At 40.6% G+C, this 15,330-nt stretch carries 10 protein-coding genes; 4 read left to right on the top strand and 6 right to left on the bottom strand.

From position 1 onward, the window contains the following. Nucleotides 1-40: 40 nt before the first annotated feature. Nucleotides 41-307 carry a hypothetical protein gene (locus tag ACRWP9_RS05880; protein WP_434928344.1) on the bottom strand — a complete coding sequence of 89 codons (267 nt, stop codon included), beginning with the start codon at nt 305-307 and terminating at the stop codon, nt 41-43. Between the two features lie 310 nt (nt 308-617). On the opposite strand from ACRWP9_RS05880, the gene ACRWP9_RS05875 reads away from it, so the two are divergent. Together ACRWP9_RS05875 and ACRWP9_RS05870 are read left to right on the top strand one after the other, a co-directional pair. Beyond that, a complete protein-coding gene (locus ACRWP9_RS05875; protein ID WP_434928343.1) occupies nt 618-2,447 on the top strand; it encodes a monovalent cation:proton antiporter-2 (CPA2) family protein in 1,830 nt (609 codons plus the stop codon). A gap of 514 nt (nt 2,448-2,961) precedes the next feature. Next, a complete protein-coding gene (locus ACRWP9_RS05870; protein WP_434928342.1) occupies nt 2,962-5,883 on the top strand; it encodes a hypothetical protein in 2,922 nt (973 codons plus the stop codon). Between the two features lie 149 nt (nt 5,884-6,032). Here ACRWP9_RS05870 and ACRWP9_RS05865 read toward each other — a convergent pair whose 3' ends face one another. The 4 genes from ACRWP9_RS05865 to ACRWP9_RS05850 all read right to left on the bottom strand — a co-directional run bounded on the left by ACRWP9_RS05865 (nt 6,033) and on the right by ACRWP9_RS05850 (nt 10,799). After that, the gene (locus ACRWP9_RS05865) at nt 6,033-6,371 is read right to left on the bottom strand and encodes a hypothetical protein (protein ID WP_434928341.1); all 339 of its coding nucleotides are present in this window, start codon (nt 6,369-6,371) and stop codon (nt 6,033-6,035) included. A 106-nt stretch (nt 6,372-6,477) separates the two neighbouring features. Beyond that, nucleotides 6,478-7,686, bottom strand: coding sequence for a dicarboxylate/amino acid:cation symporter (locus ACRWP9_RS05860; protein WP_434928340.1), 1,209 nt, complete (start codon nt 7,684-7,686; stop codon nt 6,478-6,480). Nucleotides 7,687-7,791: 105 nt separating this feature from the next. Next, nucleotides 7,792-8,748: a LysR substrate-binding domain-containing protein gene (locus tag ACRWP9_RS05855; RefSeq protein ID WP_434928339.1), complete on the bottom strand. Its 957-nt coding sequence runs from the start codon at nt 8,746-8,748 to the stop codon at nt 7,792-7,794. Between the two features lie 218 nt (nt 8,749-8,966). Then, nucleotides 8,967-10,799, bottom strand: a complete 1,833-nt coding sequence (locus tag ACRWP9_RS05850) for a DUF885 domain-containing protein (protein ID WP_434928338.1) — start codon at nt 10,797-10,799, stop codon at nt 8,967-8,969. 423 nt (nt 10,800-11,222) lie between these two features. Between ACRWP9_RS05850 and ACRWP9_RS05845 the strand changes: the two genes are divergently transcribed. Together ACRWP9_RS05845 and ACRWP9_RS05840 are read left to right on the top strand one after the other, a co-directional pair. Beyond that, nucleotides 11,223-11,816, top strand: coding sequence for a hypothetical protein (locus ACRWP9_RS05845; RefSeq protein ID WP_434928337.1), 594 nt, complete (start codon nt 11,223-11,225; stop codon nt 11,814-11,816). 212 nt (nt 11,817-12,028) lie between these two features. Continuing rightward, the gene (locus ACRWP9_RS05840) at nt 12,029-14,098 is read left to right on the top strand and encodes a M13 family metallopeptidase (protein WP_434928336.1); all 2,070 of its coding nucleotides are present in this window, start codon (nt 12,029-12,031) and stop codon (nt 14,096-14,098) included. Between the two features lie 150 nt (nt 14,099-14,248). Here the strand turns inward: ACRWP9_RS05840 and acuI are convergent, their stop codons facing one another. Beyond that, nucleotides 14,249-15,244: an acrylyl-CoA reductase (NADPH) gene (gene acuI, locus ACRWP9_RS05835; protein WP_434928335.1), complete on the bottom strand. Its 996-nt coding sequence runs from the start codon at nt 15,242-15,244 to the stop codon at nt 14,249-14,251. Nucleotides 15,245-15,330 lie beyond the last annotated feature (86 nt).

Here is a 15,330-nt window from a genome sequence, read left to right as displayed (position 1 = left end):
TTGGCCTCCATTTTTATATCTGCCGTTTAGCCACAACTCATTATTTATCTGTAGATTTAGATGTTGATGTTGATGTTGATGTTGATGTTGAAATCGTAACTCTTTCTTGATTAGACAACCGTACTTCTATCCCTTCTATCGTGGTAATTTTACGGGCATGAATGTCTTTTTTGCGCACTTGGTACTGGGTGGACATTGCCTCAATAGGTGAAGATATTTGTACCGTTACAATTTGATTATCGTCATACCAACCCCAGCCCCAGAATGCCGCAGTCGACAACATACAAGCCGTGATCAAAACGTACATAACCATTTTATTAAATATAGGGTGCGGTGAATGCTCCGTTACTGCCTGGGTGGTTTTACTGATAGATGATTTCCCGCGGCGCAGATAAAAAGACGCTCCTATAATAATCAGTAACGTAATAATGATTTTGATGAACACACACATCTCCAACAACAAATAGAGTGCTATTGTACGTCAATTTAATTAAGAAACTGTTACTCGCCTCGTTAAATGCAATCAATCATCTGCTATTTATTGCGCTTAACGAGAAACTGGCCAATTACTATAAAATAAAGTCTATAGTAGTACGTCGAGTAATATGGAGATTCATATGTTAGAGATTGCCTTAATTTATTTAGCTGCAGCTTTGTTTTCAGTCACTATCGCTAAGCGGGTCGGGTTAGGTTCTGTGCTGGGTTACCTTATTGCTGGAATGCTTATCGGACCTTATTTACTCGGCTTAGTCGGTGACCAAACAGACGTTATGCACTTTGCTGAGTTTGGTGTAGTGATGATGCTATTTTTAGTCGGCTTAGAATTACAGCCATCAAGGCTTTGGAAATTAAGACACTCAATATTGGGTCTAGGGGGCTTACAGGTCAGCATCACCACTGTGATTATTTTTAGCGGCTGCTTGTTTGTCTTTGAATTACCCTGGCAAAGCGCATTGGCAATCGGCTTAATGCTAGCGCTATCTTCTACCGCAATTGTATTGCAAACCTTATCTGAAAAAGGCTGGATACAGCAGGAAGCAGGCCAAAATAGTTTCTCTGTATTACTGTTTCAAGATATCGCGGTTATCCCTATTCTTGCGCTATTACCCTTACTGGCGTTTACCGACTTTCCCACCACAACAGCACATAATAATATCACTGCCAACCTGCCTGCTTATCTGCAAGTGGCGGTATCCATTACCGTAATTATCGGGATTATTTTGGCGGGTAAGTACATATCTGCGCCATTGTTTAGATACATTGCAGACACCCGATTACGGGAGTTATTCACAGTATTTGCACTATTTCTGGTTATCTCAATTGCCTTTATTATGCAAAGTATTGGCCTTTCACCGGCACTGGGTACATTTTTGGCGGGAGTGGTATTAGCGGAAAGCGAGTTTAGACATGAATTAGAAGCGGATATAGAACCCTTTAAAGGCTTATTACTGGGGTTATTTTTTATTACGGTGGGCGCATCAATAAACTTCCCATTGTTGTTTGAACAGTTGGCTTTAGTATTGATGTTAGTCATAGGTTTGATAACCATTAAAGCCAGTGTGCTATTTATGTTAGCCAAACTGTTTAAGATGCAAACCAAGCAAAAGTGGTTATTTGCCTTAGCCTTAGCTCAAGGTGGCGAGTTTGCCTTTGTATTGTTATCACTGACAAACTCACTACAAATACTGACGCCTGAGCAAAGTGAAATGACCACCTTAGTCGTTGCTATCTCTATGCTGATGGCCCCTTTATTATTGATTTTTTATGACAAAGTCATCAACAAGCACACCACTACAACTCAAGCTGATTTTGATAAACCAGCCGATATAGAAGCGACCCAACAGGTGATCATCGCAGGCTATGGTCGTTTTGGTCAAATTGTCGGACGTTTATTGTCAGCACAGGGTTACCATATTTCCGTACTAGACCACAGCCCAAGCCAAATAGAAGTGTTAAGACGCTTTGGCAACAAGGTATTTTATGGTGATGCCGCAAGACAAGACTTACTTGAAGCCTCTGGGGCCAAAAATGCCAAAATGCTCGTTATCGCAGTCGATAATGCCGATAAAATTATTGAAATAGCCACATTAGCCCGTAAACATTATCCCCATTTAAAAATTGTCGCCCGCGCAGTTGATAGGCGCCACGCCTATGAGCTCATTCGTATCGGTGTTAGTCACTTTAAACGGGAAACCTTTGACTCGGCACTCAATCTAGGTGTCGATGCGTTAACACTGCTAGGTCACAGCCAGGCTGATTCAGAACGCGCTGGGCAGTTATTTTCTAAACACGATAATGAATCATTAACCCTACTCGCTGACTTATGGGGTGATGACCACAGCTATGGCGTGGCGGTGAAACAACGCAGCGAAGATTTACGTCAAGTGCTGGCTAAAGATAAACAGCAGCAGGACAAATTGAACACCTGCCATGGTGAGGATTGTTAAACGCCTTAAATCAACCTATTACAGACACTAAATGAGTGATAATTTGAACAGAGCTTAGTTAATCGAACAAAATAATGACGCTCAACTGCTCACAATTAAACCACTGTCTTTATTGATAATTCAATGGTCATAAATAGCTATAGACGTCTTTATGACACTTCAACTGCAACAAATGATAATAATTTGTTAAAAAATTTGAATTAATGAGCCTAGTTAGGTTATCTTGTGCGCTGCGAAAGAAGTGTGCATGCGCTCATTTTGCCTCAAGCATTTGGAAAAAGTGTCTACATAAAAATGTCACGGAAGATATTAATACAGTAATTCATTGTAATTAAATAATTTATACTTATTTTTCTTTTTCCTTATGTGCAAAATACACTTCTAAAAACACTATTGCTGGCATCTTTGTTACCGACAAATAAAATAGCAATATATGTTAACGAATATAACGATAATTAGAATAACAATAAAAAAACTATCATTATCGATTGAAGATTTGCAAGGATAAAGACCCATGAACGAAGCTAGTCAACCTAGCCAACAGAACCCCCTAATCGAAGAAATTAAAAATCGCGTTCTAGAAGTAGACGCACTTCGTCATGGGACACAACACCCTGATAATATCGAATTACCACTCGATTATATTGAAGCCTTGGATGAGGTGACGTCAATCGATCGTGAGGAAATTGAAGATATCGCTCGTGATGTCATCGCCAAGCATAAAAATATCACCCGTGTACAGCCTCAAAAAAGGCAGAAAAATAAACAGCGTGATCTTAATCAATGGTTAATTAATATTTCGCTATTACTCATCATCAGTGTCACAGTGAAAGTGGTGTTTTTAAATGATGGCAGCCCAAAAGATCCTAGTGAAAAAACCTTTGCCACCACAATAGCTTCTACTGATTTTACTGCCTTACAACAAGATGCGACAAACACCTTTAGTAGCATGATTGATTCAGCGCAAGCATTACTTCCTAGTGCAGAAGACTTACCTGATCTCCCTTTCAGTATTGAAGATATCGACTTAGCTGCAATTGAAGAGTCAGCATCACAAACATTTTCTTCTATTTTACAATCAGCAAAGGATTTATTACCCCAAGAAGATATTCAAACAGCAAATAACGATAAAGTCGTACAAGCTGACGATGAAATAATTATTGCAGAGCAAAACCTTACTGAAGCGGCCCCTGTTTCAGAAACAGGAGTCACAGAAACAAGAGCTTCAGAAACAAAAGAATCAGAAACACCAGAAAACCTTGTCGCTAACAATAGTATTGATGCGACATCTGATACAAAATCAGACTCAGATTCAACATCTATAACGTCAAGTAAAGCCACTCTTGCGATAGCACAAGCAGCTATAGCTGAAGCAGCTATAAAAAAGGAACAGGCCGAAGCGCTAGCAGCGTTAAAAGTGACTAATAAAGTCATTGAAAATGCTATGACCAAGGGAACAACTGTTGAAGAAGAGCTAGAAAAAGCGGCTTTATCGAATATCGACAGCATCAATGCTAGTACTAATACTGGCGCTGTTACACAAATAACAACAGCCATAGAAGACGTTACTAATGCGCCGTTCACTGCGGAAATAGCCAGTGTAATAGCAACCGAAAAACCAGTGATACAACAGCCTATTATAGAACAATCTATTGAAGAAAAGCCTCCTGTAGATAATTCTATAGCCAAAAGCAGTACCGCTAACGGCAATAACACTGAAGTTGAGGTTATTGCTAATATTACAGACACATCAGACAAAGCAGATGAAGCACTCGCTTTAGCCTCAAAAGTTGAAAGTGGTGATAAAGTAGAAACTATAAGCAAAGAGCAGAGAGTAGCAGCCAAGACTATAGAATCGACTGCTAAAACCACAGTTACCGATGCAACTGAAATAGCACAGAATGACAGCAGTATTGATGCAACAAATGTCGAAGCTGAAGATATAGAGACATTAGCAACAGAAACCATGGCAACTATGCCGATGGTAATGGCTGACACAAGGCTAATGAAAGCATTAGATCAGGCGTTTAATCAACTTAGCAACATTAAGGCGCCACCTCGGCCTGAACTCGCCATCAAAGCAACAAACATTGAAGCGCCTACTGATCCTACAACTGTTGATGCTGAAAGTCTTGATATCGCCGATACAAATAGTGTCGCCACTGACAAAGTTAATATTGCAGCAGCTAACATCTCTACCATAGACGAGCGGACAACTGTTGCTGACGAGCAGGTAGCTACAGAATCAGAAAAAGCAACAACACAGTCACAAGTAGCTAATCGTATATTACCGAGTGAGACCCAATTAATCCCCCAAGAGACAGCAGCGCTTATTGAGCAACCTAAAGACATAAAAGCTATAGATACTAAGGCGATAGATACTAAGGCTTTAGATTCGAAGGAAAGAGATACTCAAGCAATGAATGACTCACAAGTGACCTCAGCGGTGCCAGTTGAGCTTGTCGTAGAAGCAAAAAAACCAGTGCCAACCAAGGTTGCTTCCGACAAAAAACAGCTCGTTGAAGAATCTCACACAGACCTTGCCCTAACATCAATTAATCCAAGCCCTGCGATATCAACTTTGAACGAAAAACCTATATCAACAGAGCCAGAGGTTACTCAACTAGCCCTAGCAGACGCAGATATAGAATCAGTCGATGACAATGCTGCAACTGAAATAGCCCAAAACACGCCATCAAATAAGGCATCACAGGTGTTGCGGGTAACATTAGGTGCCGATGATGCAATAGATGAAGTGACACAAAAATTAATTGCAGCTCAACAAGCGCCTTCAAATATAAATGCGACAGCCAAGCAAGCGGTTACGCAGATATCTCAACCTAAGGCAAATGACGCCGAGATAGCGGCCATAACGGCACAATCTAAATCAGTGGTATCTGAGCAAGCCGCATCAAAACCTGATGAAATAGTGGTACAGACGGTATCAACTGTTACTAAAGCACCTATAACTAAAGCACCTATAGCAGCACCTGCGATAAATACAGATGCTAGGTTTGTGGCAACTAAGCAGGACGCACAAAGTAACTATAATGGCCTTAACCTTAAGCTACAGCTAAACTCTATTGTTGATTTAAGCCAGCTGGCTAAAATGTCGGTATCACAGTTTTATAGCGACAAATCAAGACTACCAAAACCATCAGATAAGATTGATTTACCTATTAATGACCTTAAAGCACACCCGTTAATAAGTGATATTTTTCTATCAGAGCAAAGCGATGTTGTTGTAAAACTGGCGAAATATTATGGCGAAGACTCACAACTGACTTTTACTCCTAGCATTGGCAATAATGATGGTGGATTGATTAACTGGAAGTGTAATGCCAATATCGATCCATCATTGTTGGTCGGCCCTGGTGAATCACCTTGTAGCTTAACCAAAAGCGCCGCTGCACCCGCGTCTAATACCAAGCTTTAAACGACAAGTAAGTTTACACATAAAAAGCATAAGCTCGCGCTTATGCTTTTTAGTTTATGCGCTAAAGTTAGGCTGCATTATTGGTATTTTAAAAGACCAAAACATACTCGCTTCTCGGTACATTGCGGCTCACTAAGGCAAGTAATCTGCTAATGATTCTCCATACTGTCACATTGATATCCTTGACGCATAGAGTCAAAACGGCAACGAAGTCCACACTGCCAAGGTGCATTATCAAACTTTTCAGATTGCTGTACAGCATAGTCTTTACACATTTGATAATCATCAAAGCCATCCTCCATTTGATATTTAGCCGATTGGTATCCATTTTTATAGATAAAAGCGGTCCAAGTTTCAGGGCTTGTTTGCTGATGGCTTTGGTTAATACTCACCACAGCCACTGAAGCTGCAATAAATAATATAACAACCACAATAATGGCAGGCCAATGACTGTCAGACTTTACCTTGCTAGATCCCGCGCTTTTCACATCAATATCCTTAACGCCGCCAATACAGCGCTCAGCCGTGTAATACTGGTCTGTGTATGTGTGGCGATAGGTTCGGCAATATTAGGTTTTATACTCATGCAACCTATTATGCTTTCGTTTGGTAATGCTTACCGTTAAGTCGCTCAATAATTTGGGTTGCCGTTAAATCATGTACCACATTAATCACCGTCGACGCGGCATCGGTAATCGCCCCAAGCACCACTAAAATAGGGATAACTTCAAGTGGTAGGCCTAAAGTGGTCACAATAAAAATTTCACCTAAAAATGCTCCACCAGGTACGCCACCAATAATAAATGCCGACAAAACAGCAATCAAAACGGTAATCATAAAGACATCGGCACTGAAATCTAAGCCCAACAATGAATAAATAAACACTATCTTTAATGCGGTGATCATAGCTGCACCGCCTTTATTTAAATTAACTAATAAAGGCAAACTAATTTCAGCTATCTGCTCATTCAAACCCATCTTATTTGCATTGCGAATCGTCACAGGCAAGGTCGCTAACGATGAACTGGTACCTAACGCAGTGACTGCGGGTTCTAACATGTTCTGCCAAAAGCGCCTTATGCCTTCAACACCGCCACCCAGCCATGCATAAAATGTCGAGCCCACGGTTAAATAGAAAGCTGTCGCAATAAAAAACAGCCCTACAGCACGTGCAAATGTGCCCATTAATGCTGCATCTTGGCTTGCCATCGTTGCCGCAAAGTACGCCCCTAACCCTATCGGGGCCGCGTACATTATGATCGCAATAATCTTCATGATAACCGTATTAAGGCTATCTAATAAATCTGCCACTTTACGGCCATCCTCGCCTGACTGCCCTATGGCAATACCACTGATAACCGACATAATGATGAGCGCCAATATATTGGATTTAGACAACAAGCCAACAAAGTCATTGGTTGTTAATAGGCTGACAAAGTCCATACTGCCGCCAGTATTATCTACTGTTTCAGCTAATGCTAATGTCACCCCTTGTGCGGGATCAAATGCAGAGGCAAGTAGAATGATACCGATTGCGGGGATCATCGCCATCACAATGGAAACAGCCATAATAGAAATCAGAATTGCGCCTAACTTTTTTAAATCCGTCATGCGCGCAATAGAAGACATCACACTTACCGCCACCAGCGGCACTATGATCATAAATAGTAAATTAAGAAAAATTTGCCCTATAGGTTTTAACTTTATGGCAAAGTCAGGCAGCCATAACCCTAGTGCGCCACCCATCATCAAAGCGGTTAATAATATTATTGAAGATTGATAAGCACGAAGCGTGTTCCACATATTGTTTCCAAGTGAGTGATTATAATCGACTCAAGTTAAGTAAAATTTAACCCATGCACAATGCTAAATGCCCTATGCAAAATACACACTAACATCCTGATTTTATCAATTGCCTTTATACATTTTCTGATAATTAGGCATGTATTCGAGCCAAAATGGCGGCGTACCTATATGCTCTTGTACCGCCTTAATAAACTCACTAATTAGCATAGTCGGTTTACGATGTGGATATATAGCATAAATGCCAGTATCTACTGTAGATAAGCCATATTCTGTAAGAAGTGGCACCAATTTAGATTCAATTATTGGTTTATCTAAATTAAATAAATCAATCATCGCATACCCTAATCCATCAGTGACGGCATTAATTAATGTGCGTACATCACTGACATGGTAATTACCTTGCATCGTATACACCTTATAGCTATCGCTATCTGGCGGTGTGCTAAGTAACATTTGATCCAAGCACACATTACCATTGTTATAAATAACCGCAGGCAAGCGAATTAAAGCCTCTGGTGTTGCTGGTTGTCCGTGCTCTGCAATAAAAGCTTCTGAGGCCACAATGGCAAAGTGCGTTTTAGCGATTTTTTTAGCAACCAGATTAGAATCGGTTAACTTGCCTAACCGAAATGCCACATCGAAGTGTTCAGAAATAATATCGGCTCGTTTGTCATCTAACGACAAAGTCACTTTTACGTTTGGATATTGCTTCATAAATTGACTGATAACAGGTTGCAGATATTGCTGACCAAAGTTAATCGACGAGGTAATACGAATATTGCCCCTAGGTTCAGATTGATAGGAGTCGGCAATATTTTGAATTTGAGTTAAAGTCTCCATGAGTACCTGAGCTTGTTCAAGTATATCTTCCCCTGCCGATGTTAATGAAAAAGACCGAGTTGAGCGATTAAGTAACTGTACCCCTAAGTCCGCTTCCAGCTTTTTGATTTGTTTAGACAGTAACGAATTGTCCATATCATGAAGCGATGCAGCCTTACTAAATGAGCCTTGCTGCACTACATCTAAAAATAACCCAAGCCTTTTAGTTAATGAAGCCATTGAACCGCCTACAATAATAAGTGGGTGAGATTAAGGGATGAAAAAATCTACCATCACGCAAATAAAAACATAAAAAAACCAGTTGTTATTCAACTGGTTTTTAACATGCTAAGCAAGTCACTATTGTGATAATTATCGTTAATTGATTATTCTAGCTAAGCTATCGCTAAATTCACCTACTTAGTTTCACCTACTTAGTTTCACCTACTTAGTTTCACCTACTTAGTTTCCGCTAGCTTGGCGGCAATATAAGTGTCAATGACTCGCTCAAGTAAGTCCAGTGGCATAGCACCATTCTTTAACACTGCATCATGAAACTCACGCAAATCAAACTTATCCCCTAAGCTGTCTTTCGACTTTTGACGCAGCTCGAGAATTTTCATCATACCCACTTTGTAAGACGTCGCCTGCCCCGGCATGACAATATAGCGCTCAATTTCAGACACCACATCGCGTTCGGCGCGGCCGGTATTATTAGCCATATATTCAATAGCCTGCTCACGGGTCCACTTTTTAGCGTGTAATCCGGTATCGACAACTAACCTTACCGCTCGCAGTAACTCATCGGTTAAACGGCCAATATTATCCGCAGGTGTTTTTTGAAAACCTTGCTCATAGGCTAAACGTTCAGCATACAGTGCCCAACCTTCAATATAGGCGGTAAAAGGAGCAAAGCGGCGAATAAGCGGCATACCTTCCAGTTCCATCGCTATCGCTACTTGAAAATGATGCCCCGGGATACCTTCATGGTAAGCCAAAGTTCTCATCCCGTATTTAGGTGTCGTTTTGACATCATACAAGTTAGCGAAGAAGCGTCCTGGGCGAGACCCATCTAAAGATGGACCTTGATAATACGCACCTGGTGCTGTTTTCTCTTTAAATTCAGGAATACGCACTACTTCCATACCCGCTTTAGGACGAATGTTAAATGTATCGCCTAGCCCCTGGTCAATTTCATCTAAAATGGTTTGATAGTCTTTTAGAATTTGCGCACGGCCTTCATCTGAGTCTTCATAATAAAACTCAGGTCGGGCAGAAAACTCATTCATTGCGGCCAAATAGCCATTGGAAACATCAACGCCTTCGCCTTCAAAAATAGTCATCATTTCGAGATGAATGCGCGCCACTTCAGACAAACCTAAGTCATGGATATAGTCGGCGCTGTAGTCTGTTGTGGTAAAAAATCGCAAGGCCAAATTATAGGCTTTATCTCCATCCGGTAAGCGCCAGTAACCATCATCAGTGCCCGCTTTAGTTTTTAAGTCATCAAAGTAATCAATAAACAAGCCATAGGCTGGGTAAACTGAATCACGAATAGCAACATCAGTTTGCGTTAGAATAGTTTGTTTGTCTTGATCGCTAAACGCCTCAGCTTTATCCATTTTAGTTTGTAATGAGGTATACAAAATATTCTCTGTCGCAGGCGTTGCAACAAAACCACGCATCTCATCTAACACGCGGTCAATCACAAATCTGGGTGGAATAATTCCCATTTGTTCACGTTTTTTCAGGCCAATTAAATACTGGCCAAATTTACGATTAACTTCGCCTAATCGCGATAAGTAATTTTGCGCATCTTCTAGGGTATTAACTTGATGAGTCGACTCCATAAAACTGGGGAAACCACTTTGAATACCAAACATCTGGTTAGCTGGGTAATTATGATATTGATACTGTTCAAACTCATCCAACATATCCAGTAAATATAAAGCCACTTGTTTAGATATCTGTTGATTCTCATCTAAATCAGCATCTTGGTATTGCATTAATCCTTTACGAAATTCGGCTAACTCATCAAACATGGCTTGATCTTTAGCAGGGTCGACATTATCTAAATGAGCGTTATGACCTGTTATACCAACGGATTCGAGAAAGCCTAAGGAGGTTAATGTTTCAGGGTCTTCAAAGGCCATTTTAACCATTGCACGGTCTAAATAGGCTCTAAACAAAAACGGTTTTTCTGCATACCATTCATGTGCAGCAAATCCTCCGCCCAATGTCACCAGACCTAAGGTCCCTACACCAATCCATTTTAATGACTTTTTAATCATATCCCTGCCTTTTGAAATATCACATACCAAATTTATTATGGTTATCATTACACTTATAATGACAGCCAAAATGTTAACAATAAGTTAACACGCAATAAGTTAGCTTGCTGGATTTTATGCAATTTATGTCATTTAAAAAGTAACAGAGTGTTATATCGCTATAATTGACTTAACCGACTATCAATAACAAACCAACAAGACTCAAAACAATCTAAAACCAACTCGATAACAAAAATAGCAAAAATAACGTAACTGAATATTCAAAATTGAAAAACATAAACTATTATCGATTTTATATTTCCACAACAAGGGACTTCACGTAGTATTTGCCTAATAGCCAAAGTTACTTGATTGCATACTGAATAGCATTAGCAACAAACAAAGCAAATACCCAAACTGAGTAACCAAAAGTAGCGACTAAAGATGAAGAAACAAAATGAATATCAACATTCACAAGCTGATGCAGAAGCTGAAACGCTTTCACTCGAGAGCTTGCTTGCATCTGTAGAACAAACTGAAAACCTTGCCAACGACGCATTAAATCCAACCCATGAAGAAATTGAAAAAGCCAATGATCGTCGCGACTATATTGTTTATCTCACTATTAAAGGAGTCAATGTTACTTCTATGGAGATAATCGCAAATATTGCGAGGAAGTTTGATTGTGATCCCAACCAAATTATTGAAGATATACATTCTTTAACTGACAAAGACACCTGGAAACAACATAAAAAACGTTTGAAAGACAGAGTTAACGGTCAAATTAATCGCAGATCAGCGCTCACCGTTGCTAGAAAAAACGATATTTCAAATAAAATGCTACAGTCATTCTCTTTTAATGCTGAAACATTACTTAACCTATCAAGTCAGTTTGAATGCCGTCCGGTACATATTGTCGATGATATTCGCCACTTCAAAAAGTTTTCTACTCAAAAACAGTTTTTTATTGACCAGCGAAGTAAAGCACCGATGATCCGTGCCCTGACACGTTTTGCGCGTTTTAATATTCAATATTAGTTTATCAATGGTAAGTTAATAATATATTGCCAACCTTATGCCCCCTCATTTTCCCTCTTGCAGTATTCTTAAGCTCAAATTAATAGACAAGGTCTACATTATAAACTTTGCTAACAATTGATAAGTTGACATTTTGGGTCAGTCTTAGAAAATCAAGCAGACTTTATAACGACAATTCTATAATAAAAAGCCCAGAAAGGAAGACGATAACAATGAGAAAATCCTTAATTGCCATCGCATTAGCAGGTACATTTTTAACTGCATGTGGCACATCAGACCCTAAGCAAACTAACAGCGCTATTGTAAAAGCCACACCTGCAGCAAAGGCTGAGTTAGGTGAATTTGGTATTGATTTAACCGCCCGTAACGAAGCGATTAAGCCAGGCGATGACTTTTTTATGTATGCCAGTGGCACTTGGTATGACAACTTCGAAATGCCAGCAGATAAAACCCGCTATGGCGCATTCAGCCTATTGGCAGAACGCAGTGAAGATCAGGTTAAAGCGATTATCGATGACATTACCAGTCGCCAAAATTTAACCCCTGAAGAGCAATTAATTGCCAATTTTTACCATGCTTACATGGATACAGACACCATCAATAAACTTGGCGTATCGCCTATTCAGGCAACACTTGATAAAATTAATGCCATTAAAAACACTGATGATTTAACAAAAGTGTTTGGTAATGCTTGGCTTACCTATGCTGACTCGCCAATATCTGGCGGCATGTGGTTTAACAGACTTGACCCTGATCAATATGAATTCACTATTGGCGCAAGCGGTTTAGGACTTCCCGACCGCTCATATTATTTAGAAGACACTGAGCGCTTTAGTCACATTCGCAGTGCTTATGTGAGTCATATTGCTGAAATGCTTGCATTTGCAGGTATCAAAGATGGCCAGGCCCGTGCTGAAGCTATTTTGGCGCTTGAAATCCAAATTGCACAAGGTCAGTGGCCGCGTGAAAAACGTCGCGATCGTGACCTGACACTTAATCAAATCAAACGTGCTGATCTAGCAAAAGAGTATCCAGACTTTAATTGGGATCTTTTCTTTGAACAAACGGGTTACAGTATTCCACAACTAAATGTGGCTCAGCCAGAACCGATTAAGGCTATGATTGCCTTAATCAATCAACAGCCAATTAATGTGTGGCAGGATTATTTAACCTACCATACCCTAAGCAATAACGCCGGTTTGCTCGCAGAAGAGGTGTTTAACGCTAACTTTGCTTTTTATGGCAAAGAACTAGATGGCCAAGAAGAGCCTCGTCCACGCTGGAAACGTGCCGTTGATGAAATGTCAGCCACTGAATCACTGGGGTTCGCTATTGGTAAAGTGTATGTTGAACGGTATTTCCCTGAATCATCAAAAGCAAAGATGGCCGATTTAGTTGAAAACCTTCGTACAGCGCTAGGGCAACGTATTGATGGTTTAGATTGGATGAGTGGCGACACAAAAGTCAATGCCCACGCTAAACTGGCGGCATTTAAGCCTAAAATTGGCTATCCGGATGTATGGCAAACATTTGATGGTTTAACCCTTTCAAACCAAGATTTAGTAGGCAATATCCATAAACTACGTCAATATTTTCATGCTGACAGCGTAGCGACCGAACTTGAAAAAACAGATCGCAATCGTTGGGGTATGACACCGCAATATGTTAATGCTTACTACAACAGTTCATTTAATGAAATTGTGTTCCCTGCCGCTATTTTACAACCGCCATTTTTTGACCCTAATGCAGACCCAGCAGTTAACTATGGCAGTATTGGTGCGGTGATAGGTCATGAGATGGGCCACGGGTTTGATGACCAAGGCTCTAAATCAGATGCCAATGGTATTCAACGTAACTGGTGGACAGATTCTGATCGCGCTGCATTTGAAGCAAAAGCTGATCAACTCGCCGCACAATACAGTCTATACGAGCCAATTACGGGTCATTTTGTCAATGGTCGCAATAGCCTAGGTGAAAACATTGGCGATGTAGGTGGCTTATCTATGGCTTACCACGCTTACCAGTTAAGCTTAAATGGTAAAGAAGCTCCGGTTATTAATGGCGTCACGGGCGATCAACGTTTCTTCCTTGCATGGGCACAAGTGTGGAAAGAAAAGCGTACCGAACAAAGTATGTTAAGCCAACTGAAAGCTGGCACCCATGCACCGGGTCATTACCGTGCATTAGCGCCTCGTAACCACGATGCTTGGTACAAAGCGTTTGATGTTAAACCTGGCGACAAGCTATATTTACCTGAAGATCAACGCGTACGTATTTGGTAGTAGATATGGGTATAGGTTGGCATAGTTTCGTGCCCGCTTGTTAAAGTGTTCAACTAATCAGTAGCAACATAATTAAAATGCCAGTCAGCGAGTTGACTGGCATTTTTTTATTTAACCTCAGCTTCTAAGGGAAAAATTAAACTTTAGATGTTATCCATTGACGTCAACCACAATTCGACCTCTGATTTTACCCGCCATTAAATCTTCGGCTGCTTGTATTACTCCGTTCAGATTGATCTCTGTTGAAATATTATCAAACATAGCCTGTTCACTCGAATTAGCGAAAATCTCACCTAAACGCTGCCAGGCTTCTTCTCTATCACTAATAGGGCGCATAACACTGTCAATACCAGCCAATGTCACCCCCCGTAGAATAAATGGCATAACGGTTGCGGGCAGATCCATACCTTGAGCTAAACCACAGGCAGCAACAGTGCCACCGTATTTTATACTCGCGCAAATATTGGCCAGAGTGTGACTACCAACAGAATCAACCGCTCCCGCCCAACGCTCTTTGGTTAAGGGACGCCCTGGTTCAGACAGTAATTGACGATCAATAACCTCTTTGGCCCCTAAGCCTTTTAGATAATCAACTTGATCAGCACGCCCTGTGGACGCAACGACCTGGTAACCTAGCTTAGCTAAAATAGCGATGGCAAAACTGCCGACGCCGCCATTAGCGCCGGTAACTAATATTTCACCTTTATCAGGAGTCACACCATTTTTTTCTAATGCTATGACACATAGCATGGCGGTATATCCCGCTGTGCCAATGGCCATTGTTTGGCGAGCAGAAAACGCTTTAGGCAGGTGAATAAGCCAGTCACTTTTTAATCGCGCTTTTTGGGCAAGTCCACCGCAATGTACTTCGCCCACACCAAAACCATTTAATAAAACGGTATCGCCGACGACAAACTTATTACTATCAGATTGTGCCACTACGCCGACTAAATCAATCCCTGGCACCATAGGAAACTGTCTTACAACTGGGCCTTTACCGGTAATCGCTAAGCCATCTTTGTAGTTCAATGTGCTGTATTGGACGTTAACCGTAACATCACCTTCTGGTAAAACTGACTCATCAATATCTTTTACTGCTGCGCGATAACCTTGCTCGTCTTTCTCAATTAACATGCCACGAAACATAAAACCTCCAATTAGACCGATCGTCTATTTAAATGTAAAAAATTTTATAAAACCAATTCATGTTTCTATTAATACTACCTATTTAC

This window comes from Shewanella sp. HL-SH2, from assembly GCF_051164935.1.
In the GTDB taxonomy this organism is placed as follows: Bacteria; Pseudomonadota; Gammaproteobacteria; order Enterobacterales; family Shewanellaceae; genus Shewanella; species Shewanella glacialimarina.
Note: the sequence above shows the minus strand (reverse complement) of the source record. Positions and strands in the feature narration are given on the sequence as shown.